This window comes from Caballeronia eucalypticola, from assembly GCF_047608185.1.
Classification (GTDB): Bacteria; Pseudomonadota; Gammaproteobacteria; order Burkholderiales; family Burkholderiaceae; genus Caballeronia.
In genome coordinates this window covers 167424-192360 of the sequence record NZ_JBLKRU010000014.1, presented here as the reverse complement: position 1 = coordinate 192360, position 24937 = coordinate 167424, and the positions used below count along the sequence as shown (strand labels likewise).

At 58.1% G+C, this 24937-nt stretch carries 27 protein-coding genes and 1 rRNA gene; 12 read left to right on the top strand and 16 right to left on the bottom strand.

The features are described from left to right. Positions 1 to 198: 198 nt before the first annotated feature. Positions 199 to 311: ribosomal RNA gene (gene rrf, locus ACMX25_RS18460) — 5S ribosomal RNA — on the top strand. Positions 312 to 623: 312 nt separating this feature from the next. Here rrf and ACMX25_RS18455 read toward each other — a convergent pair. Then, positions 624 to 1550, bottom strand: coding sequence for a dTDP-4-dehydrorhamnose reductase family protein (locus tag ACMX25_RS18455; protein WP_414951482.1), 927 nt, complete (start codon positions 1548 to 1550; stop codon positions 624 to 626). Further along, a complete protein-coding gene (locus tag ACMX25_RS18450) occupies positions 1547 to 1753 on the bottom strand; it encodes a heavy-metal-associated domain-containing protein (protein WP_414951481.1) in 207 nt (68 codons plus the stop codon). Before ACMX25_RS18450 ends, ACMX25_RS18455 begins: the two co-directional genes overlap by 4 nt. A gap of 98 nt (positions 1754 to 1851) precedes the next feature. Between ACMX25_RS18450 and cueR the strand changes: the two genes are divergently transcribed. Both cueR and ACMX25_RS18440 read left to right on the top strand, forming a co-directional pair. Further along, positions 1852 to 2238 (top strand): Cu(I)-responsive transcriptional regulator, encoded by a 387-nt coding sequence (gene cueR / locus ACMX25_RS18445; RefSeq protein ID WP_414951480.1) that lies wholly within the window; start codon positions 1852 to 1854, stop codon positions 2236 to 2238. Positions 2239 to 2511: 273 nt separating this feature from the next. After that, positions 2512 to 2658 carry a DUF3563 family protein gene (locus tag ACMX25_RS18440; protein ID WP_086382270.1) on the top strand — a complete coding sequence of 49 codons (147 nt, stop codon included), beginning with the start codon at positions 2512 to 2514 and terminating at the stop codon, positions 2656 to 2658. A 93-nt stretch (positions 2659 to 2751) separates the two neighbouring features. Here the strand turns inward: ACMX25_RS18440 and copM are convergent, their stop codons facing one another. The 3 genes from copM to ACMX25_RS18425 all read right to left on the bottom strand — a co-directional run bounded on the left by copM (position 2752) and on the right by ACMX25_RS18425 (position 5947). Then, positions 2752 to 3165 carry a CopM family metallochaperone gene (gene copM / locus ACMX25_RS18435; protein WP_414951479.1) on the bottom strand — a complete coding sequence of 138 codons (414 nt, stop codon included), beginning with the start codon at positions 3163 to 3165 and terminating at the stop codon, positions 2752 to 2754. Positions 3166 to 3900: 735 nt separating this feature from the next. Continuing rightward, positions 3901 to 4776, bottom strand: a complete 876-nt coding sequence (locus tag ACMX25_RS18430) for a 23S rRNA (adenine(2030)-N(6))-methyltransferase RlmJ (RefSeq protein WP_414951478.1) — start codon at positions 4774 to 4776, stop codon at positions 3901 to 3903. Positions 4777 to 4975: 199 nt separating this feature from the next. After that, positions 4976 to 5947 carry a potassium channel beta subunit family protein gene (locus ACMX25_RS18425; protein WP_414951477.1) on the bottom strand — a complete coding sequence of 324 codons (972 nt, stop codon included), beginning with the start codon at positions 5945 to 5947 and terminating at the stop codon, positions 4976 to 4978. 245 nt (positions 5948 to 6192) lie between these two features. On the opposite strand from ACMX25_RS18425, the gene ACMX25_RS18420 reads away from it, so the two are divergent. Both ACMX25_RS18420 and ACMX25_RS18415 read left to right on the top strand, forming a co-directional pair. Further along, on the top strand, positions 6193 to 6990 hold the full coding sequence (locus tag ACMX25_RS18420; RefSeq protein ID WP_414951476.1) for a 3-hydroxybutyrate dehydrogenase: 798 nt from the start codon (positions 6193 to 6195) through the stop codon (positions 6988 to 6990). Between the two features lie 68 nt (positions 6991 to 7058). After that, on the top strand, positions 7059 to 8300 hold the full coding sequence (locus ACMX25_RS18415) for a DUF3734 domain-containing protein (protein WP_414951475.1): 1242 nt from the start codon (positions 7059 to 7061) through the stop codon (positions 8298 to 8300). 101 nt (positions 8301 to 8401) lie between these two features. Here ACMX25_RS18415 and ACMX25_RS18410 read toward each other — a convergent pair whose 3' ends face one another. Next, positions 8402 to 9601 carry an amino acid aminotransferase gene (locus ACMX25_RS18410; protein ID WP_414951474.1) on the bottom strand — a complete coding sequence of 400 codons (1200 nt, stop codon included), beginning with the start codon at positions 9599 to 9601 and terminating at the stop codon, positions 8402 to 8404. 475 nt (positions 9602 to 10076) lie between these two features. On the opposite strand from ACMX25_RS18410, the gene uvrB reads away from it, so the two are divergent. The 6 genes from uvrB (at position 10077) to ACMX25_RS18380 (ending at position 16275) form a co-directional block, all read left to right on the top strand. Beyond that, on the top strand, positions 10077 to 12170 hold the full coding sequence (uvrB, locus tag ACMX25_RS18405) for an excinuclease ABC subunit UvrB (protein WP_414951472.1): 2094 nt from the start codon (positions 10077 to 10079) through the stop codon (positions 12168 to 12170). A 311-nt stretch (positions 12171 to 12481) separates the two neighbouring features. After that, positions 12482 to 13030, top strand: a complete 549-nt coding sequence (locus ACMX25_RS18400; protein WP_414951471.1) for an iron transporter — start codon at positions 12482 to 12484, stop codon at positions 13028 to 13030. Positions 13031 to 13118: 88 nt separating this feature from the next. Continuing rightward, positions 13119 to 13466 carry a cupredoxin domain-containing protein gene (locus ACMX25_RS18395; RefSeq protein WP_414951470.1) on the top strand — a complete coding sequence of 116 codons (348 nt, stop codon included), beginning with the start codon at positions 13119 to 13121 and terminating at the stop codon, positions 13464 to 13466. 79 nt (positions 13467 to 13545) lie between these two features. Beyond that, positions 13546 to 14391: an FTR1 family iron permease gene (locus ACMX25_RS18390; protein ID WP_414951469.1), complete on the top strand. Its 846-nt coding sequence runs from the start codon at positions 13546 to 13548 to the stop codon at positions 14389 to 14391. After that, complete coding sequence (locus ACMX25_RS18385; RefSeq protein ID WP_414951467.1) at positions 14388 to 15794, top strand: 4Fe-4S binding protein; 1407 nt, start codon at positions 14388 to 14390, stop codon at positions 15792 to 15794. The genes ACMX25_RS18390 and ACMX25_RS18385 overlap by 4 nt, the downstream gene beginning before the upstream one ends. A 67-nt stretch (positions 15795 to 15861) precedes the next feature. Then, positions 15862 to 16275: a GlcG/HbpS family heme-binding protein gene (locus ACMX25_RS18380; RefSeq protein WP_414951466.1), complete on the top strand. Its 414-nt coding sequence runs from the start codon at positions 15862 to 15864 to the stop codon at positions 16273 to 16275. A 266-nt stretch (positions 16276 to 16541) separates the two neighbouring features. Here ACMX25_RS18380 and hemP read toward each other — a convergent pair whose 3' ends face one another. The 4 genes from hemP to ACMX25_RS18360 all read right to left on the bottom strand — a co-directional run bounded on the left by hemP (position 16542) and on the right by ACMX25_RS18360 (position 18924). Continuing rightward, positions 16542 to 16802, bottom strand: coding sequence for a hemin uptake protein HemP (hemP, locus tag ACMX25_RS18375; RefSeq protein ID WP_414951465.1), 261 nt, complete (start codon positions 16800 to 16802; stop codon positions 16542 to 16544). Between the two features lie 132 nt (positions 16803 to 16934). Next, a complete protein-coding gene (locus ACMX25_RS18370; RefSeq protein ID WP_414951464.1) occupies positions 16935 to 17426 on the bottom strand; it encodes an SRPBCC family protein in 492 nt (163 codons plus the stop codon). Between the two features lie 53 nt (positions 17427 to 17479). Continuing rightward, positions 17480 to 17890, bottom strand: a complete 411-nt coding sequence (locus tag ACMX25_RS18365; RefSeq protein WP_414951463.1) for an OsmC family protein — start codon at positions 17888 to 17890, stop codon at positions 17480 to 17482. Between the two features lie 161 nt (positions 17891 to 18051). Further along, a complete protein-coding gene (locus tag ACMX25_RS18360) occupies positions 18052 to 18924 on the bottom strand; it encodes a pirin family protein (protein WP_414951462.1) in 873 nt (290 codons plus the stop codon). A 181-nt stretch (positions 18925 to 19105) separates the two neighbouring features. Between ACMX25_RS18360 and ACMX25_RS18355 the strand changes: the two genes are divergently transcribed. Beyond that, positions 19106 to 20068: a LysR substrate-binding domain-containing protein gene (locus tag ACMX25_RS18355; protein WP_414951461.1), complete on the top strand. Its 963-nt coding sequence runs from the start codon at positions 19106 to 19108 to the stop codon at positions 20066 to 20068. 353 nt (positions 20069 to 20421) lie between these two features. Here ACMX25_RS18355 and ACMX25_RS18350 read toward each other — a convergent pair whose 3' ends face one another. The 6 genes from ACMX25_RS18350 to bfr all read right to left on the bottom strand — a co-directional run bounded on the left by ACMX25_RS18350 (position 20422) and on the right by bfr (position 24764). Then, positions 20422 to 20847: an ExbD/TolR family protein gene (locus ACMX25_RS18350; RefSeq protein WP_414951460.1), complete on the bottom strand. Its 426-nt coding sequence runs from the start codon at positions 20845 to 20847 to the stop codon at positions 20422 to 20424. 12 nt (positions 20848 to 20859) lie between these two features. Then, positions 20860 to 21654 (bottom strand): MotA/TolQ/ExbB proton channel family protein, encoded by a 795-nt coding sequence (locus tag ACMX25_RS18345; RefSeq protein ID WP_414951459.1) that lies wholly within the window; start codon positions 21652 to 21654, stop codon positions 20860 to 20862. Between the two features lie 80 nt (positions 21655 to 21734). Continuing rightward, on the bottom strand, positions 21735 to 22511 hold the full coding sequence (locus ACMX25_RS18340; protein WP_414951458.1) for an energy transducer TonB: 777 nt from the start codon (positions 22509 to 22511) through the stop codon (positions 21735 to 21737). A gap of 343 nt (positions 22512 to 22854) precedes the next feature. Then, entirely contained in the window at positions 22855 to 23091 is a 237-nt protein-coding gene (locus ACMX25_RS18335) for a (2Fe-2S)-binding protein (protein ID WP_414951457.1), read from the bottom strand. Between the two features lie 256 nt (positions 23092 to 23347). Further along, complete coding sequence (gene murI, locus ACMX25_RS18330) at positions 23348 to 24274, bottom strand: glutamate racemase (protein WP_414951456.1); 927 nt, start codon at positions 24272 to 24274, stop codon at positions 23348 to 23350. Positions 24275 to 24287: 13 nt separating this feature from the next. Further along, positions 24288 to 24764, bottom strand: a complete 477-nt coding sequence (gene bfr, locus ACMX25_RS18325; protein ID WP_089158863.1) for a bacterioferritin — start codon at positions 24762 to 24764, stop codon at positions 24288 to 24290. Positions 24765 to 24937: the final 173 nt, after the last annotated feature.

Here is a 24937-nt window from a genome sequence, read left to right as displayed (position 1 = left end):
TATAACCAGTGTGTTTCGGGTGTGCAAGAGCAACCCAGAACCGCTCAGGTTGAGATCATGTTGTGCCTGATATAAGTAGTAGCAAACACAACCCTAAGCTTCACCAGTAACAACGAGGCGCTCCTCAAAGAGTGAACTCGACTACTTCTTCCCCAGATTGGTTGTAACGCCCATCAGCGCTACAACACCCCCTTTATGCCTGATGACCATAGCGAGTTGGTACCACCCCTTCCCATCCCGAACAGGACCGTGAAACGACTCCACGCCAATGATAGTGCGGATACCCGTGTGAAAGTAGGTAATCGTCAGGCTCCCCATGCGCTGCACCAAGCAACTCACCCGCTTGGCAGCTAAACAAAAACCCCACCCCATAAAGGTGGGGTTTTTGCGTTTCGGACTCGGCTTGTCGTGAAGTTCCTCGCTTCGATCAATCGCTTGTTATGACCATCGCCCTTCAATCTGCGATGCGGGCCAATTCAATCGAGCGAGACCATCAATAGACTCAGGCCGACGCCAAACTAACAGCCTTGGTTGGCTTCAAATATTCGGTAAGCACCCAAAATGTAGACGAGCCGTGTCATTCGGACATAGCTTGGTTGGCTATGCCCGAGATTCGTAGCGATTCACGGGTTTGTCGGGTACGGCCAGTTTTTTAGCACGGTGCGGATTGCGGTATCGAAAGGCGTTCGTTGTCCTATATTCAAAACCTCCAACGCATTCGAAGCGAGATGGCAATTTCGCGGACGGGGGGTAGCATCGATCGGCGTTTGTTGTGCTGTGATGCGGGCATCGATGTTTAGCACTTGCGCGATCTGTTGCGCGATGTCGAACTTTGTCATGGGCTCATCGCCGGACCAGTGCATCACGCCGGATATTGCCTCACCAATTTCATGACGTTCCAATAGCTGTCGGATCACGACCGCCACGTCAGGCGTGAAGGTGGGGTAGCGCGTTGCCCAAGCGTCCATCACCGCTGGAACTGCGCCGCGCGCCGATTCCACAATCGCCGGCGCCAAGCTCGTCACTGCTGACTCATCCCAGTTGACCACCGGACCATAGAGGAGCGGCAAACGCAGCACGCACGACCGCGCTCCGGATTGCAGCAGCGCCTGCTCGCCCTCAAGCTTGCTGCGACCGTATGCGTTAAGGGGATTCGGCGCGTCCTCCGGCTGATAGGGCGCTTGCGTGCCATCAAAGACGTAGTCAGTCGAGATAGATAGGATCCACGAACCAAGTTCTTGTGCGGCACTCACGATAAAACGTAACGCGTCAACATTCAACGCTCGCGCGAGCATCGGATCATTCTCGCAAATGTCCGGACGCCGTTCCGCCGCGGCCACAATAATCGCGTCAGGCGCCTGGTCAGCGATGAACTGGCGGACAGCACCCTCGTCGCGGATATCGAGGGTGATGGTATTCGCGTCGCCATGACGAAACGCGGTTCGTATCACCTGCCATCCTGCTTTCCTGGCAAGTTCTTTTGCAACAGCGCGACCGAGCAGGCCGGACGCGCCAATTAATGCAACCCTGAAATGCGGCCCGCGAGTCATGCGGCCTTCGCCGATATGACTGTGTAACCCGCTTCATCAATCGCGTCCTTGAGCGCATCGACGGTTTCAGTCGATACCACCACAACCCGTCCAAGTTCGAGATTCACTTGAACTTGCGCGGCGGCGTCGATTTCGTGGATCGAGCGCGTGACGGCGGCGACGCAATGCTGGCAGGTCATGCCTTCTACCTGAAATTCAGCCATATCAATTCCTTGCCTAGAGTTTTGTAAGAGCGAACCATGCTATACCTTCCTATGGTTGGAAGGTGTAGAGTCTTATGGAAAATTTAGGAGTATCTGCGATGAATATCGGCGAAGCGGCTCGCGCGTCCGGCGTGACAGCCAAGATGATTAGGTATTACGAGAGTGTTGGCCTTTTGCCGCCGGTTGACCGGACAACATCGGGGTATCGAATGTACGGGACTCACGAGGTTCACGCGCTACGTTTTGTTCGTCAAGCACGTCGGCTCGGCTTTCTGGTCGACGATATTCGCAAACTTCTGGCCCTGTGGCAGGACCGGCAGCGTGCCAGCGCGGAGGTCAAGGCAATCGCGCTGGAACATGTCGCGGAACTGGATAGGCGCATTGCGGAACTGACAGATATGCGGGACACGCTCGCTCATTTGGCGGTTAATTGCCACGGTGATGGCCGGCCTGATTGTCCCATTCTGGAAAGATTGGCTGAGTGAACAACTTGGTGCGTACGAACAGGTCTGTTCGGCCGATTGCGCACTATAGATGTGCAAGAACAACAGTCAATTCTGGAAATTTCCAGGAACTCTAGATAAATCAACCACTTGTACTGTGGCGGTGCATGCACCATTCCAAATAAGAATGCACCCAATGCAGGCATTTCACTAACACCTCCAGCGCGGTTCCTCTATAATTCGGGTTAACCCTTTCGAGGGATATCCCTGACCCGAACCGCCGGGGATTCATTTGAAATCCTTGGAGAAAAAATCATGTTTGCATTCTTGCTCGAAAAAGTCAGTGTCTGGTTTGAAACCGCCGAACGTAATCGTCGCGAAGAATATCTGGCCCAATCGTCGGATATCGTCCAACTCGAAAAGCGTATCCGCTCGTTGGAAACCGAAGGCTACTCGCTGTAATTTCACCGAAAACACCCGGTTGAAAAATTGATCAAGCCCCGCGTACGGGGCTTTGTCATTTCTGCGCTACGTTCGCCGCTCAGGTCATTGTGGTCACTTTTTCTGCGGGTGCGCCGCTAGCCATTGCTTCATGAAGGTGATTTCCTTGCCCTGCGAAGCAATGATCTCCTTGGCCAAGGCCCGCAACCTGGCGTCCTTGCCGTACTTCAGCTCGATCTTTGCCATCGCAACGGCGCCCTCGTGGTGCGGGATCATGTGCGCGAGAAAATCGTGATCGGCGTCACCGGTGTATTCGACGCCAGACATGCCGGACATCATCGAATGATCGGCTGCCTGGAATTCCTTTGTCGAGGCGGAATCACCTTGGTTGCCGTTCGCGGCTGACATATCCATGCCTGCCATCGATGCAGAAGATGCCGGCGTCTGTGCAAACGCAGCGGGCATCGAGACAGCGAGTGAGACTGCGAACGCGGCTGCGTCGGCGAGGAAGGTTTTCGGGAACGTCATCGAATCTCCTTGAATGTCGACTTTCGGGAGAGCTAGCTTAAAGCTTGCCATCGCGGTAAGGTAAAGCGCTTTTATATGAAATGAATCGGACCGATATCCGTATCGGCGACCATTTATTCGACAAACGGGGGCTCTGTGAGTCCGGAACTTCGACCTATCAAATGTGCGGTGATTGCGGTGCTATGCCTGGTTTCGGGTTTGGCGACGGTGAACGCTTTCGCCCAGGCGGGTGGTCAGCCGCTAATTTTGGGTACGCAGACAGGAATTCAAAGCGGCGCCGGCGGTACGGTTTTGCAGACAGGTCCGTTGAATGAATCGGGCATGGTGCCCGCACATCCGATGGCCAAGTTGCCCGAGTTGACGCAGCAAGATCAGCAGACGATCGTTGTTTCGCCTTATATCGATCTTCAGCAGGGCGGACATCATGGCGGGCAAGGGTACGGTTCCTCTTCGGGCGGACAGCAGGCGCCGTCCACTAACCGCCGTAGGCCACGTTCGACATCACCTCATTCCAGCGCATCTTACGGGGTGCCAACCGGCACTCAAACTCAGGCCCCGGCTCCGACCAAGCCTGGAGTGCCGCAAGGGCGACAGTCACCCGGGCAGCCTCCAATAATCACACCAATACTCGTTACAACGCCGAAATCGGTCGCAACACCTAGCCCCGTTTCGACCGGGCCAAACCGAAACCGATCGTCGGACTCGCATACGGTAACCGGTGCGGTTACCACGTCGCTAGATTAACGGCGAACGGCTCAGGGGCGTTGAGTCACCGCGATGTTCAAGTTTGAACGCGGCCTTGCTATCCTGGCCGAGGGCTTCGACGAGATAGGGCAGCGTCTCTTTCAATTCAGCCGCAAGCGTATACGGCGGATTTACGATGAACATCCCGCTCCCGAACAAGCCAAAGCCATCCACGGGTGGTTTGCTCACGGTTAATGACGCATGAAGCCAGTTCTTGGGTTGAACGCGCTTCAGTTGTTCGGCGAAACGCTGTGACTCGAGCCGCGTCACTTGCGGATACCAGATTGCATAGGTGCCGGTCGCGAAGCGCTTCAGGCTTTCCTCAAGGCAATTCAGCGTGCGTGCGTAGTCGCGTTTGTCTTCGTACGACGGATCGATCAGGACGAGCGCACGTCGCGGCGGTGGCGGCAACAGCTTGATGATGCCATCGAAACCATCGCCTTCGAAGAGCACCGCACGCCGGCCGGCGTCGCGGAAATTGTGGCGCAACACGTCGATTTCGGTGGAATGCAGCTCGAACAACCGCATGCGATCCTGTTCGCGCATCACTCGCCAGGCAAGATAGGGCGAGCCGGGATAAAACTGCAGTTTGCCGTCCGTATTCAGCGCCTTTACCTCTTTGACGTAATCCTTCAGCAATCCTGGCAAATCACGCTTGGTCCAAATCTTGGCAATGCCTGTTTCGAACTCGCCTGTTTTGGTCGCAAATCCGTCGGTCAGCGAATACACGCCGGCGCCCGCGTGGGTGTCGATATACCAGAACCCCTTGTCCTTCTGGGCAAGGTGTTGCAGCAACTGCACGACGACCGAATGTTTCAGGACGTCTGCGTGGTTGCCTGCGTGAAAGGCGTGTCGATAACTGAGCATGGCAAAATGAGTGAGCGAGACGAGAATGAGCGCGGCCTGAGCCAGACGGACGAAGAAAGTACCTGAGCGCCAGGATGTAAAGGCGCTCTACGGCACCACAAGGCGCACGCGGCAGGGTCGTTATTGTAGCCGACGCCCCTCCTTGTCAAGGCTAACGCGTCAGACAAGCCAGACAAGCCAGACAAGCCAGACAAGACCGTCAGACGAACGCGTCGCCCACAATTTCCTCGATGCGCTGCTTTACCACCGGCGTGATCTTCTGCACGACATCGATGGCCTTCATATTCTCGTGAATCTGTTCAACCCTTGAGGCGCCCGTAATGACTGTGCTGACATTCGGATTGAGCAAAATCCAGGCGAGTGAAAGCTGTGAAACCGAGCAGCCAAGCTCGTCGGAAACTTCCGCAAGCCGCGCAACAATATTATTCGCGCCCGTGTCGGTCAGCTTTTTGGCCAACCACTCGTAACCTTGAAGCTGTGCGCGGCTGTCCGACGGAACGCCATCGCGATACTTGCCGGTGAGCAAGCCTGACGCGAGCGGACTCCAGGTTGTCAGACCCAATCCAATGTCTTCATAGAGACGCTTGTATTCGTTCTCGACCCGCTTGCGATGCAACAAGTTGTACTCCGGCTGCTCCATCACGGGTTTATGCAGATGGTGCCGCTCAGCAATGTCGTACGCCGTGCGAATCTCATCGGCGCTCCATTCCGATGTGCCCCAATACAGCGCTTTACCGCGCGCGATGATGTCGCTCATTGCCCATACGGTTTCCTCAATCGGCGTATGCGGATCGGGCCGATGACAAAACACGAGATCGACGTAATCGAGTTGCAGGCGAGCAAGCGACCCGTCAATGGCGTTATGCAGGTATTTGCGGCTGAGCGTTTGCTGCTGGTTCGGCCCTTCGTTGATACCGAAGAAAAACTTGGTCGACACCACATAGCTGACCCTCGGCCACGCGAGTTCTTTTAGCGCGCGGCCCATGATTTCCTCGGACTTGCCTTTGGAATAAACCTCGGCGTTATCGAAGAAATTTACACCGTGATCGCGGGCGGCAGCGAGCGACTCGCGCGCCGCGCGATGATCGACCTGCGTGCCGTAGGTTACCCACGAGCCGATCGACAATTCGCTGACCTGCAAGCCGGAACGTCCTAGCCGACGATAGTTCATATTCGTGATCTCCAGTTTTCGGTTTGAGCTGCTTCAAGCGGTTTCAAAGCTTAATCCGATTTCGGGATTCGCGTGGCCATGCACGACTTGGCTAGCCCTTACGTTCATTGGATGCGTGTTTGAACGATAGCGCGGCCGGAGGGCATCGAATAGCTGACCGAACGGCCTATGACATTTATCGAGGTTGATCGGCGTGGCGTTGCGTGGTTTCATTGTCCCGAACCTGAACGAAGGAGAGGCGACAAATGACATCACTGAATACGAGTCTGGCGGGCAAGGTGGCGGTGGTCACGGGCGCGGCGAGCGGGATCGGTAAGCAAATCGCCCTGAGCTTTGCGGAGGCGGGCGCAGCGGTCGCCATAGCGGACCTGAAGCAGGACGCCGCCGACGCCGTGGCCGAGCAGATCCGCTCGCAGGGCGGCCGGGCGCTAGGCGTGGTCATGGACGTTACCGACGAACAGGCGGTGAATGCCGGTATTGACCGAGTGGCGGCGGAATTCGGCTCAGTCGATATCCTGGTGTCGAATGCCGGCGTGCAGATCGTCAATCCGATCGAAAACTACGCGTATTCCGACTGGAAGAAGATGCAGGCCATTCACGTCGATGGAGCATTTCTGACGACGAAAGCTGCGCTCAAGCATATGTACAAGGACGATCGCGGCGGTGTCGTGATCTACATGGGATCGGTGCATTCGCATGAGGCGTCGGCGCTCAAGTCCGCGTATGTCACGGCCAAGCACGCGTTGCTCGGACTGGCCCGTGTCTTGGCGAAGGAGGGCGCGAAGCACCACGTTCGCTCCCACGTGGTGTGTCCGGGTTTCGTACGTACGCCGTTGGTCGACAAGCAGATTCCGGAGCAGGCCAAGGAGCTGGGCATCACCGAAGAAGACGTAGTCCGGAACGTGATGCTGGGCGGTACTGTCGACGGCGTGTTCACAACGGTGGAAGACGTGGCGCAAACGGTTCTGTTCCTCGCAGCTTTCCCCACGGCCGCGCTCACGGGTCAATCGATCGTGGTGAGTCATGGCTGGTACATGCAATAAGCCTTCAAACAGGAGTATCGATGGCAGAGCGAACGGGCATTGCACGCAGACAGAATGAGACAAAAGGAATGAAACGGACGAAAGAACCTCGCAAAGTGACGTCGCTGGACCTTGGGGAATCACCTGAGGCAAGTGTCTCGGGCGGCCCTGAAGCGCAGAAGCGTATCAAGTTGCCGCCGTATGAAACCATCGCGTTGATGTTGCAGGGCGGAGGTGCGCTCGGTGCTTATCAAGCGGGCGTATATCAGGGGTTGAACGAGGCTGGCATTCACCCGAACTGGATTGCAGGAATCTCGATTGGCGCGTTGAACACGGCGATCATCGCCGGGAATGCGCTCGAGGATCGTGTGCCACGTTTGCTGGAGTTTTGGGAGACGATCTGCCAGCCCGCTTTCATGCCGCCGTTGCCCGCTTTTGTTGAACACGCGTTCTTTAATTCCACCGATGAGATCCGCAAGGCTTTCACCGCCATGCAGGCCATGGGCGCGCTGGTCGAAGGACAGAAAGGGTTTTTCATCCCGCGTTTTCCGCCGCCCTCACCATTGGCTGCAGGAGAGCCGGACACGGCGAGCTTTTATGACACATGTCCTCTCAAGGGGACGCTCGAACGGTTTTGCGATTTCGATCGGATCAACTCGCGTGATACACGGGTGTCGGTGGGTGCGGTAAACGTTGCTACCGGTAATTTCGCGTATTTCGACAACACTCACATGAAGTTGCGTGCGGAGCATTTCATGGCTTCGGGGGCGTTGCCGCCGGGTTTTGCGGCTGTCGAAGTTGATGGCGAGTATTTCTGGGACGGTGGCCTGATGTCCAACACGCCGCTTTACGAGATTGTGCAGGCTACGCCGCGTCGTGACACACTCGCGTTCCAGGTCGATTTGTGGAGCGCGCGTGGACCCGTGCCGGACAGTATTGTCGACGTAATGGGGCGCGTGAAGGACATTCAATACTCCAGCCGGACGCGGTTCGTTACCGATGCGATGCAGCGTTCACAGCGGTTTAGGAACGTATTGAGGGAAGTGCTGGACAAAGTGCCGGTAGACATCCGCAACAGCGATCCGTGGTGCAAGACGGCCCAGGAACTTGCGTGTTCGAAGCGTTATAACGTGATCCACCTTATCTACCGGCACAAGGAGTACGAAGGGAACTATAAGGACTTTCAGTTTGGGCTGTCGACCATGCGCGAGCACTGGGAAAGCGGCTTGTCCGATATTCGCGGCACGCTCTCGCATCGCGATTGGCTGGATATGCCCAACAACGACGCGGGTTTCATCACACACGATATTCATCGCGACGGGCGCAACTAGCGCGTGGACGTTCTTGTCTGCAACACACCCGCATTGCAAAAAAACGGCGCTCACACGGAGCGCCGCTTTTTAGGCCACAAAAGAGACCATAAAACCCAAACTTACTTCAGCACGGTTGCGACGGCGTTGGCCACCACTTCAAGATTGCGCGTGTTCAACGCGGCCACGCAGATGCGGCCCGTGCTGACGGCATAGATCCCGAACTCCTCACGAAGACGATCGACTTGCGGCGAGGTCAGGCCCGAGTACGAAAACATGCCGCGCTGCTGGTTCACGAAGCCAAAGTCGCGCTGCACCCCTGCTGCCTTGATGTGCTCGACCAGGCCGTTACGCATGGCGCGAATGCGGTCACGCATTTCGCCGAGTTCCTGTTCCCACGTAGCGCGCAATTCAGGCGAAGCGAGGACGGCGGCGACGACTGAACCACCGTGCGTCGGCGGATTCGAATAGTTCGTGCGGATCACGCGCTTGAGTTGCGACAACACGCGCGTGGCTTCTTCCTTGGCGCTCGTAATGATCGACAGTGCGCCCACACGTTCGCCATACAGCGAGAACGACTTGGAGAACGACGATGACACGAATACGTTGATATCTGCCTTGGCGAAGAGACGGACGGCCGCAGCGTCAGCGTCGATGTTCTCGCCGAAGCCCTGATAGGCGATATCGAGGAACGGAACCAAGGAGCGCGCCTTCACCGTTTCCACGACTTGTTGCCACTGCGCAGCGGTCAGGTCGACGCCGGTCGGGTTATGGCAGCACGCATGCAGCACGACGACCGTTCCGGCCGGATAGCTGTTGAAAGCTTCCAGCATGGCGTCGAACTTCACGCCGTGCGTGGCTGCGTCGTAGTACGGGTAGCTCAACACGTCGAAACCCGCGTATTCGAACAACGCGCGATGGTTTTCCCAGCTCGGGTCGCTGATGGCGACTTTGCCCGTGGGATTCAGCCGCTTCAGGAAGTCGGCGCCAATCTTGAGCGCACCCGTTCCACCCAGCGCCTGAGCCGTGATCACGCGGCCGTCTGCGATCAACGGCGAATCATTACCGAGCAGCAGCTTTTGTACGGCTGCGTCGTACGCAGCGATACCTTCAATAGGCAGATAACCACGCGGCGCGGCGAGTTCCGTACGCGCTTTTTCGGCTTCGCGAACAGCGCGCAGAAGCGGAATCTTGCCTTCTTCGTTGAAATACACGCCCACGCCGAGATTGACCTTGGTGGTGCGCGGATCGGCGTTGAAGGCTTCGTTCAGGCCCAGAATCGGGTCACGGGGGGCAAGCTCGACGGCTGAGAAAAGAGACATGATTTATCGACGGTAGTGGAAAGGCGGCACGGGCGATCGGGATGGGAAATCGGCTGCTCAATCGCTAAAAGCGGCGCAAACCGGGCCTCAAGGAGCCAACAAGAGCCAACTAAACTCCGTCCCATCGATGAAAACCCCAGTTCGGCATTGTAACGAATCGGCCGCCGCTTTTCGGCTTGGCGAAACGGAAGAAATGCAGGATTTGGCCATTTTTTTCCGGCATTTTGCTAACTTTCCACGAAAACCAGGACGACGGAGGGCCGCGTGCCTAAACAATATTCCCAAGCTTTCATCAGCCAATACAATCACTTGCGATTTCGGGGCGTCGCCCCATCTTGGAAACATTGGGCATTGCGCGAAAACCTCGCGCTAACTGCCCTGAACCTGTTCCAACATTCCTGATTCGCCGTCCAAACCCGCTCCAGCGCGAACCGCTAGAATGGGTGTTTGCTCTCGGCCAAGGCACCTCTTCCTCATGTCCGATACCCCGCTACTCGAAACCACCGAAACCCTCGACGAATCCAAATTCGTGACTTTCGAAGGTTCACCGTTCCAGCTTTATCAACCGTATCCACCCGCTGGCGACCAGCCGACGGCGATCGCAACGCTCGTGGAAGGCATTGAGGACGGCTTGTCGTTCCAGACTTTGCTTGGCGTAACGGGCTCGGGCAAGACGTTCACCATGGCGAACGTGATCGCGCGCATGGGACGGCCGGCCATTGTGTTCGCACCGAACAAGACGCTCGCCGCGCAGCTTTACGCGGAATTCCGCGAGTTTTTCCCGCGCAATGCCGTTGAATACTTCGTTTCTTACTACGATTATTACCAGCCGGAAGCCTACGTTCCGCAGCGCGATTTGTTTATCGAGAAGGATTCGTCGATCAATGAGCACATCGAGCAAATGCGGCTCTCGGCGACCAAAAGCCTGCTGGAGCGGCGCGATGTGGTGATCGTGGCGACCGTGTCCGCAATTTACGGTATTGGCAATCCGTCGGAATATCACAAGATGATTCTGACGCTGCGTACCGGCGACAAAATGGGGCAGCGTGACATCATCGCGCGCCTGATCGCGATGCAGTACAGCCGCAATGAAGCCGATTTTTCACGCGGGACGTTTCGCGTGCGCGGCGACACCATCGACATCTTCCCGGCCGAGCATGCCGAAATGGCGGTGCGCGTCGAGCTATTCGATGACGAAATTGAGTCGATGCAACTCTTCGATCCGCTCACCGGCCGCGTGCGAAACAAGATTCCGCGTTTTACCGTGTATCCGTCGTCGCACTACGTGACGCCACGCGACACGGTGATGCGCGCTATCGAGACGATCAAGCTGGAATTGCGCGAGCGGCTCGAGTTCTTCCACAAGGACGGCAAGCTGGTGGAGGCGCAGCGGCTCGAACAGCGCACGCGTTTCGACCTGGAAATGCTGCAGGAACTGGGTTTTTGCAAAGGCATCGAGAACTATTCGCGGCACTTTTCCGGTGCAGCGCCGGGTGAACCTCCGCCAACGCTTGTCGATTATTTGCCGCCCGACGCGCTCATGTTGCTTGACGAGTCGCATGTGCTGATTGGCCAGCTGAACGGCATGTATAACGGCGACAAGGCGCGCAAGGAGAATCTCGTCGATTACGGTTTCCGGATGCCGTCGGCGCTGGACAACCGGCCGCTGAAATTCAACGAATTCGAACGCAAGATGCGCCAGGCGATCTTCGTTTCAGCCACGCCGGCCGATTACGAAAACCGCACGTCGGGGCAGGTGGCCGAACAGCTGGTGCGTCCGACCGGCCTGGTCGATCCCGATATTGAAGTGCGTCCAGCGCGTTCCCAGGTGGACGACGTGCTCGGTGAGATCAATGCGCGCGTCAAGGTGCACGAGCGTGTGCTGGTGACGGTGCTGACCAAGCGCATGGCCGAACAGCTAACCGAGTTTCTCGCGGATCACGGTGTGAAAGTGCGCTATCTGCATAGCGACATCGATACGGTCGAGCGCGTGGAAATTATCCGCGACCTGCGTCTCGGCACGTTTGATGTGCTGGTCGGGATCAACTTGCTGCGAGAAGGGCTCGATATTCCGGAGGTGTCGCTGGTCGCGATCCTCGACGCCGACAAGGAAGGTTTCCTGCGCGCGGAGCGCTCGCTGATCCAGACGATCGGCCGGGCTGCGCGTAACGTGAACGGCAAGGCGATTCTTTATGGCGACAAAGTCACGGACTCGATGAAACGTGCTATCGGCGAGACCGAACGGCGTCGGACGAAGCAGATTGCGCACAATCTCGCGATGGGCATCACCCCGCGTGGCGTGACCAAGCGGATCAAGGACATCATCGACGGTGTTTATAACGCCGACGATGCCCGCGCCGAACTGAAGGAAGCCCAGACCCGCGCGAAGTTCGAAGATATGTCGGAAAAGCAGATATCGAAGGAAATCAAGCGGCTCGAAAAGCAGATGATGGATCACGCGAAGAACCTCGAATTCGAGAAAGCTGCGCAAACGCGCGACCAACTGTCGCTTCTGAGGCAGCGCGTGTTTGGCGCAAACGTGGGTGATCACATTACGGGTATCAACTGAATGTAAGGGTTTCAGGACAGGACGCGGCGGCCCGGAAGGGTTCGCCGCGTTTTTTTTGCATGAAATTCCAGCTCGAAAAGTGTTCCGTCATCCCAAAAACCCAGCAGGCACAAGGCTTGTTGATTCCCATCAAATTGTCCGGCCCCGTGATCGGTGCTAAACTCTCTACTCATTGAGAATGGTTCGTATTAACGTTGTTTGTTGCGTTCTCATTCCGATTACCCATCATCGACGCCCACTGATCGGTGAACTGACCAAGACCAGAGCGAGCGCGCAGCGCGTGGCCGTTCAATAACAAGAAGGAGTGAAGGATGCAGGTTTCAACTTTCGTACGCGGCTCGGTAGCTGCAATTGCGCTTGCGGCAATGGCGTCGGCATCGGCTGCCGAATATCCGATCGGCAAGCAGCATATCGAGAACGGCATGGAGGTTGGCGCGGTGTACCTGCAGCCGATCACCATGGAACCGGAAGGCATGATGCGCAAGGCCTCGGATTCGGACGTGCACCTCGAAGCCGACATCCACGCCGTGAAGAACAATCCGAACGGCTTTGCGGAAGGCGACTGGATGCCTTACCTGCAAGTGACGTACGAGCTGACCAAGGTCGGCACGACGCAAACCATCAAGGGCGACATGATGGGCATGGTCGCCAACGACGGCCCGCATTACGGCGACAACGTGAAGCTTTTCGGCCCGGGTAAATACCACCTGAAACTCAACATCGCGCCGCCGATGCAAACCGGCCACATGGCCTTCGGCCGTCACGTCGACAAGGAAACGGGCGTGGGTCCGTGGTTCAAGCCGTACACGATCGAATACGATTTCCCGTTCGCCGGTATCGGCAAGAAGGGCGGTTACTAAGTAGTCGATAGTCGAATCAGGCGTCCGGCAAGCCGTAGACCAGCGTGAAGTGACACGTCCCGCCGGGCGTCGCAGCCAGGAAGTATGCATGCAACGTAAAACCAAGTTGGTCGCCGCCTCGCTAGCCTTGGCGGCTGGATGGTTCGCCAGTGCCGCCGCGGCCCAAGCCGCCGACCTGCCGACCTTCAGGCTGGAAATGAACGACGGCAAGCTGAATCCCACGCGTATTGAAGTGCCGGCGGGGCAGCGCATCAAGATCGAAGTGCACAACATCGGCAAGGGTGCGGCTGAATTCGAAAGCATCCAGTTGCGCAAGGAAAAAGTGCTCGCGCCGGGTGCCGATTCGTTCGTCGTGATCGCGCCGCTGGACAAGGGCGAATACAAGTTCTTCGATGATTTTCATCAGTCGGCGCAGGGTGTCATCGTCGCGAAGTGAAATCACTCGGCTGGTTGGCGCGCTGTCCGCTCGGCGTTACGCGCTAACCACTTTGGTCTGCAAGAGCGGGAGATAAGTAATGGGTCAGGTTCTTTTCATCGTGTGGCGGGAGAGTGTCGAGGCGCTGCTGGTCGTCGGCATCCTGTACGCATGGCTGAAAAATGGCGACGCCGACGCGCGTCGCGGCATACCGTATTTGTGGGCTGGCGTGGCAGTGGGGTTGCTGGCCGCAGTCGCGCTGGGCGCGGCGCTGGTCGGATTCACGGAAGTGCTGTCAGGCGATGCACAGGATTATTTCCAGACCGGCATGGTCTTGGTGGCGTGCGTGCTGATCGTGCAAATGGTGCTGTGGATGAAGCACCACGGCCGGTCGATGAAACGCGACATGGAAGCATCGCTGCAAAGGAGCAAGCAGGACGCGAACTGGTGGGGCGTGACGCTGCTGGTCGCGCTCGCGATTGCGCGTGAAGGCAGCGAGACGGTCATTTTCCTTTACGGACTCGGCTTCGGACAGTCGGGGCACGTTGATCCGATGCAGTATCTCGCGGTCGCGATCGGCCTGGCGCTGGCGTTCCTGACGTTTTATCTGCTGCAGCTTGGCGGCAAGATTTTCTCGTGGCGGCTTTTCTTCCGCGTGACGGAAATCATGCTGTTGTTTCTCGCGGCGGGATTGTTCGAAACAGGCGTCGATAAACTCATCGACAAGGAGATTCTGCCTGTCGTCATGAATCAGGTATGGAACACGTCTTGGCTGCTCGATGACTCCAGCACCTTCGGTTCGCTGGTCGCCACGCTCACGGGGTATCGTGCGCATCCGGCCGGTATGAACCTGATTGCCTATGCGGTGTATTGGGCCGTGATTTTCCTGCTGCTGCGCCGATCGAAAAACCAGATGGCGCAAAAATCGGCGAGAAGGGTGGCATGAGCGACGTGATGAATCGGCCCGGCCGGCTGCAGCAAGCCGGCCAATGGATGCAACAACACGGCAGCACGATCCGCGGCATTCAGTGGGTCGTCGTTGCCGTTTATGCGTTCCTGATTCTCGTTCCGGCGGTCATGCCGCTGCCGGACAATACCGCGCATCTCTGGACCAACCTGACGCTGGCCGCGCAGTTTGTGTTCTGGGGCATCTGGTGGCCCTTCGTCCTGCTCTCCATGGTGATGCTCGGGCGCGTGTGGTGCGGCGTGCTGTGTCCCGAGGGCGCGCTGACCGAGTTTGCGAGCAAGTTCGGGCGCGGCTGGGCGATTCCACGCTGGTTGCGCTGGGGCGGCTGGCCGTTCGTCGCGTTTGGCATCACCACCATTTATGGCCAGATGGTCAGCGTTTATCAATATCCGAAAGCCGTGTTGCTGGTGCTCGGCGGCTCGACGCTCGGCGCCATGATTGTTGGGGTGTTATACGGGCGCGAGAAACGCGTGTGGTGCAAATATCTCTGCCCCGTGAACGGGGTATTTTCGCTTCTGGCGCGGCTCGCGCCGTTTCACTACAAGGTCAACGAGGATGCATGGCGCCGCTCGTATAAAGAGGGTGAGCACGGGCATCGCGTGATCCCCGTCAACTGCGCGCCGCTGGTGCCGCTGCGCGCCATGAAAGGCGCGTCGGATTGCCATATGTGCGGTCGTTGCAACGGGCATCGGGATGCCATTTCTCTCGAGTGGCGTTCGCCCTCGGCCGAAGTCGTGCAACTCGGCGATAAACAAGCGAATCCGTGGGACACCGCGCTCATTCTGTACGGCTTGCTGGGCATTGCTATTGGCGCTTTTCACTGGACCGTGAGCACGTGGTTTGTCGACCTGAAGCAGATCTTTGCGTCGTGGCTGATCGATCGCAATATCCTCTGGCCGCTCGATACCAACGCGCCCTGGTTCCTGTTCACGCACTACCCCGAACAAAACGATGTCTTCTCGTGGCTCGATGGCGGGATGGTCGTGGGTTATATCGTGATGACGGGGCTCGTGTATGGCACGGCGCTCCTTGCCTTGCTGGCCGCCGGCACGCGCATGCTCGGCCGGTTCAGTTTCACCCGCTTGCATCACCTGACGCAGGCGCTGATTCCCGTGGCGGGCGCCGGCGTGTTCCTGGGTTTATCGGCGACGACGGTGTCGTTGCTGCGCGCCGAGCATTTGCCGCTTTGGTGGGTGACCGATGTCCGCCTGGGCTTGCTCGGGCTCGCAAACCTGTGGAGCGCGTGGCTCGCGTGGCGCGTTATCGGCCGATATGCACCTGGGCGATTTGTGGCACAAGGCCTTGCGATGCTGTGGGTGATCGCCGCACTCGCCGTCGTCGATAGCGCCTGGTACCTGATGTTCTGGGGCTTTTCGCGGTAACGTTGCGGGTATCGAGCCAATTTCCTTATCAACGCAACCGACGCAACGACTATCCTTAGGTGATGAAATGAGAACAAAACCCGTATTGACCGACGCCGATATAAAGACCATCGCGGCCGCAGCTGAAGCGCATGCGCTGGCGAACAAGTGGTGCGTGGCGATTGCTATCGTCGATGACGGCGGTCATTTGCTTCACCTGCACAGGCTGGACGGCGCAGGCGCGAGCACGGCCGAGATGTCGGCGGGCAAGGCGCGCACCGCCGCGCTCGGCCGGCGCGAAACGAAAGTGTACGAAGACATGATCAAGCAAGGCCGCACCGCGTTCTTGAGCGCCCCGATGACCGCCATGCTGGAAGGCGGTGTGCCGATCGTGGTGGGAACGGCTATCGTGGGCGCAGTGGGTGTGTCGGGCGTGAAGTCCGATCAGGACGCAGCGGTGGCGCGAGCGGGTATTGCGGCATTGGGGATCGAGAGCGTTTAAGCGCTGCGCGATTGGAACAAGCTTAAAAGTTAAAAAAGCACGTTTTCGCGAGAAAACGTGCTTTTTGCTTAACTGACGGTGCTTTTCAAAGCACACGATTGGGATCAAAAAAAGCGGCTTCGCTGGCTATCGACGACTGGCTGGTGTTTGCACGAAGGGGTCTAAAGTCTCGCGTGCAAGCCGTCATTGCTGGCTAGTGCCAAACACCTCTCGAAGAGGTGGTCCCCACAATACCCGGTACTGAAATTCTGTCCTGCTTCTGCGTGTTACTTCGTGAGAATCAACTTGCCGAGGCGCGTTGCGCGCAGTTGATACGTTTCACCGTTATGCATGATGCTGATATGGCTATGACCTTGCAGCAACGTGTCGCTCCTTAGCGAACGCTCACCGCTCTCCGACCCGCTGCCCGGCGGCGCAGGACGTGCGGTCGTTACAGCCGACGTCCGCGGCCGCGAAATAGTTGCTGCCGCGGAGCGTTCGACAGGGCGACGTAGCCGAAGCGTGTTGGAGCGCAGGAGGTCGGTCATGTCGAAGAATCCGTTCGTTGAATCGATGGAGTAATCTTAATGATAACCATTCCCATTTACAACAACGAAGTTTTCATCGATTACACGTTTCGATAGTCATTGGCTGTCTGGCTATCGAAACGGTCTGATGCCTTAGTGCAGCGGACCTTCGAGATTGCCGTGCGCGAATTGCCGGATGATCCGCACAGTGTCGATATCCGCTTCCCGATACGCCGACTTCACGATCTCCTGCGTCTGAAGCACCTCGGGGCTCGCGTGGGGATCATCGGCTACAGGCAGGGTGGTGGCGTAGGTGAAACGCAGGAACAACTGAAGCTCGTCCGGTTGCTCGATCGCCATGGTCAGCGAGCCGCCGACGTGTTCGGCGGTCGGCAGGATGTCGTAGCGAACACTGGTTTCGGGGATCAGCGTCACGCGGTCACGCACAAGCGCCTGACCGTAGTGCAGTTCGCGTTCGAGCACGTCACCAACACGGGACAGGATCACGCAGCGATCCAGGCCGATCACAAACAATTGCGGCTGCTCCACACGCAGTACAAGTCCATGCCAGACCTGTTCGCGGGTCATCGATTCCACAAATGGATTGAGCGGGTCGTTGATCTGGATGAGGTGTTCGAAATTCAAAACGACAGTTTCCTTAGTTGTTCAATTGCGTAATTAGCGGGACAGCGCGGCGCTTATGCAGATGTAAGGCCCGACTGAATCATGATCGTGCCGCTAAGAATCTTGTGCACCGGGCACGCATTGGCAATTTGCAAAAGCCGTTCCCGCTGGGTGTTATCGAGTTCGCCGGTCAAGAGGATCTGGCGGTCAATCAGAGTACCCTCGGGCGTGATATCCAGGTTAAGCGTCACGTGCACTGCTTCAAGCGGCCATGCCTTGTGCTTTGCGTACATCTTCAGCGTGATCGACGTACATGCGCCCAGGCTCGACAGCAACAAGCTGTGCGGAGTGGGACCGGTATCCGCGCCACCGTGCGACGACGGTTCGTCGGCGATCCAGTCGTGCTGGCCATCGCTTAACGAAACCTGAAAATCCGTCGCATCGATGTGGGCGGTAACAGCCGGCGTCACAAACTTTTCGGACATGCGGTACCCCGGAGTGAGTAAATGGGCAGACAGTGCGGGCAATAAAAGCAGACGATAAAACGGCGCGGCACGAACGACTATTGTGACGCAAATAGTGTCATTCGTGCCGCGCCGGTGAAACGCACGGTCTGATCATGCCCGCCCAACTGCGGCGAGCCTGCCTAGTGGGTGATTGCGCCCATGCGGCCCGCTTGGTAATCGACCACGGCCTGGCGGATCTCTTCCTCCGTGTTCATCACAAACGGGCCGTAGCGGACCACGGGCTCCTTCAGCGGCACGCCACCGATCAGCAGCAACTCGAGGGGCTCATCGCCGGCGGCGAAGGTAATTGTGTCGCCATCGTTCGCAAACACGATCATCTGCTGCGCCGGCACGGCTTGTTTCGCTTCGCCGTATAAGCCGTTGCCCGACAACGCATACCCAAACACGCGAAAGTCACGCGGCACGGGATGCACGACCGATGCGCCCGGTTCTAGCGAAAAATGCTGATAAAGAATGGGCGTACGCGTTTCGATCACGGCCTTGACGCCAAGCGCTTCACCCGCGATGACCTTCACCCGAACGCGGCCGTCATCGCTGGTCGCGACCGGGATCTGTTCCGACGCGATTTCCTGGTAATGCGGCGGAATCATCTTGTCGCGCTTGGGCAAGTTCACCCACAGTTGCAAGCCGTGTACGCGACCGCCGGTGCGCGTGAATTCGGGATCGGGCATTTCGCTGTGAACCACGCCCGCGCCGGCTGTCATCCATTGCACGTCGCCCTGACGCAGCGTGCCGGAATGTCCCGCCGAATCCTTGTGGCCGAACTGGCCGTCGAGCACGTACGTCACGGTTTCAAAGCCCCGATGCGGATGATCGGGCGCGCCTTTCGCCTCGCCGGGCGCGTAGTCGACAGGGCCCATTTCATCGAGGAGCAGGAAAGGGTCGAAATCCATCAAGAGCCGTGTCGGAAACGGGCGATGTACGACAAAACCGCCACCCTCCACGGTGCGGAGCGCGGCAATCGTGCGTTCAATACTGCGTGTGCTTTCCATTTTGTCCTCGCGTGGGTAGGCCAGCGTGGCCGATGAAACGGGTGAGGCATTAGCGCCAAATTTAAAACATAGCGCTATTATATGGACGATATTTCGCGTAAAAAGCCGTCAAACCGCAATGGATTGTCCCACCTGTAGAACAACGAAATTTGAACGAAAACCCGATGAAAGACTTGACCGCATGAAACCTGATTCGCATGACCTCAATGACCTGATGTATTTTTCGTACGTTGTCGAGCACGGCGGTTTCTCGGCGGCGGAGCGGGTGCTGGGTATTTCCAAGTCGCGTTTGTCGCGGCGCGTGTCGGAGCTTGAGACGTCGCTCGGTGTGCGTTTGATGCAGCGGTCCACGCGAAAACTCGCGCTCACCGAAGCCGGCCAGCTTTTCTATCAGCATTGCAAGGCGATGCTTTCCGAGGCCCAGGCGGCTGTCGATATCGTGCATAGCCTGCGTGATTCGCCGCGCGGCAGTGTGCGGGTCAGCGTGCCGGTGACGATCGCGCAGACGTTCTTGTCGGAGGTGATGCCCGATTTCCTGCATCGATACCCCGACGTCCGTGTCGTGCTGAGCGTGACGAATCGCGTGATCGATTTGTTCGAAGATGCGGTCGATGTCGCATTGCGCGTGCGCTCGGAACCGCCGGTCAATTCGACCATCGTTGCACGCCCGCTGTGGCGCACGGAGCAGATGCTTGTCGCGGCGCCCTCGCTGCTCAAACCGAACGCGCCGCCGCTCACGCCGTCGGAACTGGCGCAGTTCGATACCATCGACGTCCCCGCTACCGACGGCCGCCACGTGTATCGCCTGATCGCGCCCGACGGCACGCGTCACGAGTTCGAGCATGAACCGCGCCTTGTCACCGCGGACCTTGGCATGATCCGCGAAGCGGTGCTGCGGGGCGTGGGTATCGCCGCGTTGCCTGAGATGATGTACGGTGCTGCGCTGCGCACAGGCCAGATGTCGCCGGTGATGCCCGGGTGGACTTTTCCGGCGCCGCAACTCTATGCGGTGTTTTTATCGCGGCAGGGCATGGTGCCGGCAATTCGTGCTTTCGTCGATTTTCTTGTCGAGTCGATCAATGACAGCAATCGCTTCCCGGGAGAATGTCCTCTCCCTGCAGAGGCCGCTCGCGAAACAGTGTGACTAATCGCGCCGGATGTGTAAGTTTCTGACATTGAAGCGCGCGCTTGTGATGGTCAGATTCAATCGCCATCGCCTTGAACGTGCTGTGCTCCGGCGCTATATTGAAATCTCTTCGCTAAGGAGCTGCTTATGCGAAAACTCACGGCCACTTTTATAGTAGGCCTGATAGGGCTAATCGCGCTGTCCGTGTCGAGCACGGCTGTCGCATGCAGCGATACTGCGGATTCGAATGTCTCGACGCCAAAGTAATCGCTAGCCCGAATGTGCCGGCGCGCACACAAAAAAAGGCCTTCATCATTGCGATGAAGGCCTTTTACTTTGGGGCTTGGGTTCCGCGGGCAAATCGTGCCGCGCTACTTCCCGCCCGCCTTCGGCTCGGTGACAAAGCCGATCTTCGATAACCCGCCGCCTTGCGCCGCCGACATCACATCGGCAACACGCTCATACGGCACCTTGCGGTCCGCGCGCAAACGCAATTCCGGCTGCGGCGTTTGCTTCGACGCGTCGACGATGCGCGACTGCAGCGCGGCATCGTCCACTTTCTGGTCATTCCAAAGCACCGTTCCGTCTGCTTCGACAGCAACGTCCACGTGCGCCGGTTTCGTGTCTTGCGGCTGGCTGCTCGCCTTCGGCAAATCGATTTTTACCGCGTGGTTGATCGCGGGAATCGTGACGAGAAAGATGATCAGGAGAACCAACATGACGTCGACGAGCGGCGTCATGTTGATCTCGCTCATCATGCCGTCGTCCTCGTCACTGGAGAAAGGGCTCATGGCCATGGCGACGTCCCCTTAGCTCACACGCGATGCAGGCTGCTTGGATCCAGACGTCGACCCGGCAGTTGCCGCAGCGCTCGCAGCATATTGCGTGGCGAGGCGCAGGCCGTCGCCACGTTTGCTGGATGCGAGCTTGGTGCCCGTCACGAAGAATGCGTGCAAGCCATGCGCGAAACGGTTCAGCTTCGTGACGATGGTCTTGTTTCCGCGCGTCAACGCGTTGTAGCCGAGCACTGCCGGAATCGCGACGAACAGGCCGAACGCCGTCATGATCAGCGACTCGCCAACAGGTCCCGCGACTTGATCGATGGAGGTCTGACCGGTTGCGCCAATGGTCAGCAACGCGTGATAGATCCCCCACACCGTGCCGAACAAACCGACGAATGGCGCCGTGCTGCCGATCGATGCGAGCACGGCGAGCCCCGCTTGCATGCGTCCGACGCCTTCATCCATGGTGTCCTTCAGGCAGCGCGTGATCCAGTCCGACACGTCCATGCGGTCGTGCAGATGCGGTTGCGTCTGATGGTGATGATCGGCGGCGTCCTGACCCGAGAGGGCGAGAGCGAGAAACGGATTGTCCTGCGCGTTCGAGGAATGGCTGCTGAGCTTCTTGATGCCGTCGGCGAAATCGTCCGAATGCCAGAACGCCTGCTCGGCATTCTTCGTGAGGCGCTTCAGGCGCACCACGTTCAGTCCCTTCACGACAATCACTGTCCACGACAGGATCGACATGATCGCCAGCGCGAGCGCGATACCCCGCGTGACGAAATCCCCTTGCGCCCAGACATGCGCCAAGCCGTAGTTTTGCATTGCAGTTCCTGTAGATATCTAAAATTAGGTCGAGTTCTTTGTTTTATCCGCCAGCCGTTGTATCGGTCTCAACGGCCGCGCTAGTCGTTCAGGCCAAAAACGAACGGCTGGGAATACGCAGCGCGGATCGCCACGCCGTTTTCCTTATAGGGCTTGCATGCGCTTGAACGCATGGCGTCGAGCGCGGCGTCATCCAGTCGCGACGAACCGCTGCTCTTCTTCAGTTCGATGTTCTCGATCTTCCCCGTCAGCCCGACGACGAATTTCACCAGCGCCGTCCCCGATTCCCCGCGACGACGCGACATGGCCGGGTAGTCCGGCACCGCGATGTTGCATTCAAGATGCGCGACGTCCTTCGGCGCGTTCAGCTCCATCGTCGGACGCCCAATAGCCGGCGCCGCTGCAGCGGGCGCCGCCGCAACGGGCGGCGTGGGCGGAGCAGGAGCGGGCTCAGGCGCGGCTGCCGCAACGGGCGAGGGCGCCGTGGTTTGCGGCAACGGCGTTGGCGCGGCCTTCACGTGCGGCTGAATGACGGGCTTGGGTTTTGGTTGCGGCTTCGGTGGAACCGGTTTCGGCGGCGTCGGCACGGGCGCTGACTGAATGGCCACGGGCGCTGCAACAGGTTGTGGCGGCGCAGGACTGATCAGTTCGGCAGTAATCGTCTTCGATTCGATCGCAAGCGGCGGCGGCTCATTTCGCATCGTGAGGACGATCGCGAGCAGGGCCACGTGAATCGCCACCACAGCGACGCTCGCTGCAATCACACGCGGACTGAGGCCAGAGGATTCGATCGAACGGGAGGAGTGAGCATTAAGCGCCGCAGCCGAATTGCCGGGCGAAATCAGGGGAGACGGCATATCAGCGTGGTTCTACGGCAGTGACGCCGTACGAACAGCGAAAGCCCATGCAGCATGTGAGACTGGAGGACTTCATTTTCGAAAGATGAGCAGAGAAATAAACAGCGTGGCCACGAAACCGATCAGCAATTCCATCATTCCCTCCTTGAACGGGGGTTGGCGGGCTGGCTCAAAGTGACCTGGCTTGCGGGCGGAGAAGCGGGGACTGCGAATTACACTTGGTAACGCTGCGACCGTTGACGATCGGCTTAAAATCAAGCGTTGGAGCTGTTACGTAGCCATTGCAGGGCAGTAACACGCCAGGGGTCCGCGCTGGGCGAATCCCCGTTGAATCGGAGCGTGCTTACGCGGCCTTGCGTTCGTAGAACGTCAGCGGTACCGCCTGATGCTGATCGCCACGCGTAGCGCAATGCGAGGCGCAACCGCTTTCGAGCATCACGTCGCGCACGGTGTCTTCGCATTTGCCGCAGCACATGGCAACACCCAGTTCGAATTGCAGTTCGTCGAAGGTAGCAACGCCTTCCGCAATCGAGGCGCGAATCTTTCTGTCCGACACTGACTTGCACACACAGACGATCATGATTAACCGCAATAGCTAACGTTAATGCGAATTATTATCATTCCTTATGCGTTGGTTGGCAATAGGGGTGAGCGGTTTTTTTCGACAGGAAGCGGACGGGAAAAAGGGGCGGGACGCGGAGGCTTGTCGCGTAAGGCGCCATACCTGTGCAAGCAACTGAAACCGCGTGCCTCGAAGGGGCTTTTTTAGCCGCTCAAGCAGGGTTTTTGTGACTTTGATGAGGGCGGCGCGAGGGGACAGACGGAGAGTCGCGGCCTCAGACCGGATCGGATTCCAGTTCCAGCGTTCGCCGTGAAGGGATCACAACGCGTTCTACGGTCACATCCAGTCCGAGTAGCGACGCTGCGAGTTGCCGCAGAGCCCGACCATCGTTCGTGGAGTAAAAGCGCGGCAATTCGACTGCCTGAGCCTGAGCAGGCGCAGCCCGCAGCCCAAACGAGTCCAGTTGCCGTTCGAGTTGCCGCGCAATCGCGACACTCGTATCGACCAGCTTGAGCCGGTCGCCGGAAATGGAGCGGATGGCTTCATCGAGAAAGGGGTAGTGCGTACAGCCAAGCACCAGCGTGTCTGCGTTGGCGTCGAGCATGGGTTGCACGTAGCTTCGCAGCAGCGCAACAAGTTCTGGCGAATTCGTGTCGCAGCGTTCCACTGCCTGCACGAGGCCGTGCCCCGGTTGCAGGATGAACTGGCAATCACTGGTATGGCGTTCGGCCAGAGCTTGAAAGCGCGCGCTGCGTAACGTAACGGCGGTTGCCAGTACGCCCACCACGCGCGTTTGCGACGTGAGCGCCGCCGGCTTGATACCCGGTTCCACGCCGATCACTGGAATGGACAAGCGTTCCCGGGTTTGAGCGATGGATTGCGAGGTCGCCGTGTTGCAGGCAACCACCAGCGTCTTCGCGCCCTGCGACACCAGCCATTCGCCAATCGCAAGCGTCCGGTCGGCGATAAAGTCGTCATCGCGTTCGCCATACGGCGCGTACAACGAGTCCGCCACATAGATCAGCCGTTCGTCCGGCAAGGCGGCGCGCACTGCGCGCAACACGGACAAACCGCCGAGGCCCGAATCGAAAATGGCAACGGGCGCGCTCGAACCTGGCGCCTCGAGAGAGGAACTGACGGGGGAACCAGCAGCAGAAATGACAGCGGAGCGACCCGCTGAACGAAGGGCGTCGAAGGGCATTGTGGCCGGTAGGTTACTCGTTCTCGCCCATCATGGTCTGCTGATAGTTCTGGATGCCGACCTTCGCCACCAGATCGATCTGCGTTTCCAGCCAGTCGATATGCTCTTCCGTATCGTCGAGAATCTTCACGAAGATTTCACGCGAGATGAAATCGCGAACCGATTCGCAATACGCAATTGCTTCCTTGCAGGTGCTCTGTGAAATCTGTTCGAGTTTCAAGTCGCACTTAAGGATTTCTTCGGTCTCTTCACCAATCAGCAGCTTGTGCAAATCCTGAAGGTTCGGCAGGCCGTCGAGCATGAAAATACGCTGGATCAGCCAGTCGGCATGCTTCATCTCGCCGATCGACTCATCGTATTCATGCTTGCCGAGCTTCTCCAGCCCCCAGTGCTTGTACATGCGTGCATGCAGGAAGTACTGGTTGATCGCAGTCAGCTCATTCTTCAGCTGCTGGTTGAGGTATTCGAGGGCTTTGATATCGCCTTGCATGTAAGTTCCTTGTGTGGGCGTTTCAGCTTTTCAAACATAACCGCTCAAGTTTAAAAAGCCAAGATGAAAAATGGTGTTTTCCCCGCTATTTGGCGGAGATTTTGTATTTCTGCGCAGTGGAATGAGAATGAAAATGGTTCTCTGCGCAATAGCTCGAAAATGAAAGAGCCGGG

What these genes read in the sequence shown, in the direction of transcription:
- cueR (WP_414951480.1), top strand. Translation starts at nt 1,852, where the DNA reads ATGAATATCGGCGAAGCGGCTCGCGCGTCCGGCGTGACAGCCAAGATG.
- murI (WP_414951456.1), bottom strand. Translation starts at nt 24,274, where the DNA reads ATGCCCTTCGACGCCCTTCGTTCAGCGGGTCGCTCCGCTGTCATTTCT.
- ACMX25_RS18440 (WP_086382270.1), top strand. Translation starts at nt 2,512, where the DNA reads ATGTTTGCATTCTTGCTCGAAAAAGTCAGTGTCTGGTTTGAAACCGCC.
- ACMX25_RS18455 (WP_414951482.1), bottom strand. Translation starts at nt 1,550, where the DNA reads ATGACTCGCGGGCCGCATTTCAGGGTTGCATTAATTGGCGCGTCCGGC.
- uvrB (WP_414951472.1), top strand. Translation starts at nt 10,077, where the DNA reads ATGTCCGATACCCCGCTACTCGAAACCACCGAAACCCTCGACGAATCC.
- ACMX25_RS18410 (WP_414951474.1), bottom strand. Translation starts at nt 9,601, where the DNA reads ATGTCTCTTTTCTCAGCCGTCGAGCTTGCCCCCCGTGACCCGATTCTG.
- ACMX25_RS18350 (WP_414951460.1), bottom strand. Translation starts at nt 20,847, where the DNA reads ATGGCCATGAGCCCTTTCTCCAGTGACGAGGACGACGGCATGATGAGC.
- ACMX25_RS18345 (WP_414951459.1), bottom strand. Translation starts at nt 21,654, where the DNA reads ATGCAAAACTACGGCTTGGCGCATGTCTGGGCGCAAGGGGATTTCGTC.
- ACMX25_RS18395 (WP_414951470.1), top strand. Translation starts at nt 13,119, where the DNA reads ATGCAACGTAAAACCAAGTTGGTCGCCGCCTCGCTAGCCTTGGCGGCT.
- bfr (WP_089158863.1), bottom strand. Translation starts at nt 24,764, where the DNA reads ATGCAAGGCGATATCAAAGCCCTCGAATACCTCAACCAGCAGCTGAAG.
- ACMX25_RS18380 (WP_414951466.1), top strand. Translation starts at nt 15,862, where the DNA reads ATGAGAACAAAACCCGTATTGACCGACGCCGATATAAAGACCATCGCG.
- ACMX25_RS18390 (WP_414951469.1), top strand. Translation starts at nt 13,546, where the DNA reads ATGGGTCAGGTTCTTTTCATCGTGTGGCGGGAGAGTGTCGAGGCGCTG.
- ACMX25_RS18430 (WP_414951478.1), bottom strand. Translation starts at nt 4,776, where the DNA reads ATGCTCAGTTATCGACACGCCTTTCACGCAGGCAACCACGCAGACGTC.
- ACMX25_RS18415 (WP_414951475.1), top strand. Translation starts at nt 7,059, where the DNA reads ATGAAACGGACGAAAGAACCTCGCAAAGTGACGTCGCTGGACCTTGGG.
- copM (WP_414951479.1), bottom strand. Translation starts at nt 3,165, where the DNA reads ATGACGTTCCCGAAAACCTTCCTCGCCGACGCAGCCGCGTTCGCAGTC.
- ACMX25_RS18425 (WP_414951477.1), bottom strand. Translation starts at nt 5,947, where the DNA reads ATGAACTATCGTCGGCTAGGACGTTCCGGCTTGCAGGTCAGCGAATTG.
- ACMX25_RS18335 (WP_414951457.1), bottom strand. Translation starts at nt 23,091, where the DNA reads ATGATCGTCTGTGTGTGCAAGTCAGTGTCGGACAGAAAGATTCGCGCC.
- ACMX25_RS18450 (WP_414951481.1), bottom strand. Translation starts at nt 1,753, where the DNA reads ATGGCTGAATTTCAGGTAGAAGGCATGACCTGCCAGCATTGCGTCGCC.
- hemP (WP_414951465.1), bottom strand. Translation starts at nt 16,802, where the DNA reads ATGACCGACCTCCTGCGCTCCAACACGCTTCGGCTACGTCGCCCTGTC.
- ACMX25_RS18355 (WP_414951461.1), top strand. Translation starts at nt 19,106, where the DNA reads ATGAAACCTGATTCGCATGACCTCAATGACCTGATGTATTTTTCGTAC.
- ACMX25_RS18400 (WP_414951471.1), top strand. Translation starts at nt 12,482, where the DNA reads ATGCAGGTTTCAACTTTCGTACGCGGCTCGGTAGCTGCAATTGCGCTT.
- ACMX25_RS18385 (WP_414951467.1), top strand. Translation starts at nt 14,388, where the DNA reads ATGAGCGACGTGATGAATCGGCCCGGCCGGCTGCAGCAAGCCGGCCAA.
- ACMX25_RS18360 (WP_414951462.1), bottom strand. Translation starts at nt 18,924, where the DNA reads ATGGAAAGCACACGCAGTATTGAACGCACGATTGCCGCGCTCCGCACC.
- ACMX25_RS18340 (WP_414951458.1), bottom strand. Translation starts at nt 22,511, where the DNA reads ATGCCGTCTCCCCTGATTTCGCCCGGCAATTCGGCTGCGGCGCTTAAT.
- ACMX25_RS18420 (WP_414951476.1), top strand. Translation starts at nt 6,193, where the DNA reads ATGACATCACTGAATACGAGTCTGGCGGGCAAGGTGGCGGTGGTCACG.
- ACMX25_RS18365 (WP_414951463.1), bottom strand. Translation starts at nt 17,890, where the DNA reads ATGTCCGAAAAGTTTGTGACGCCGGCTGTTACCGCCCACATCGATGCG.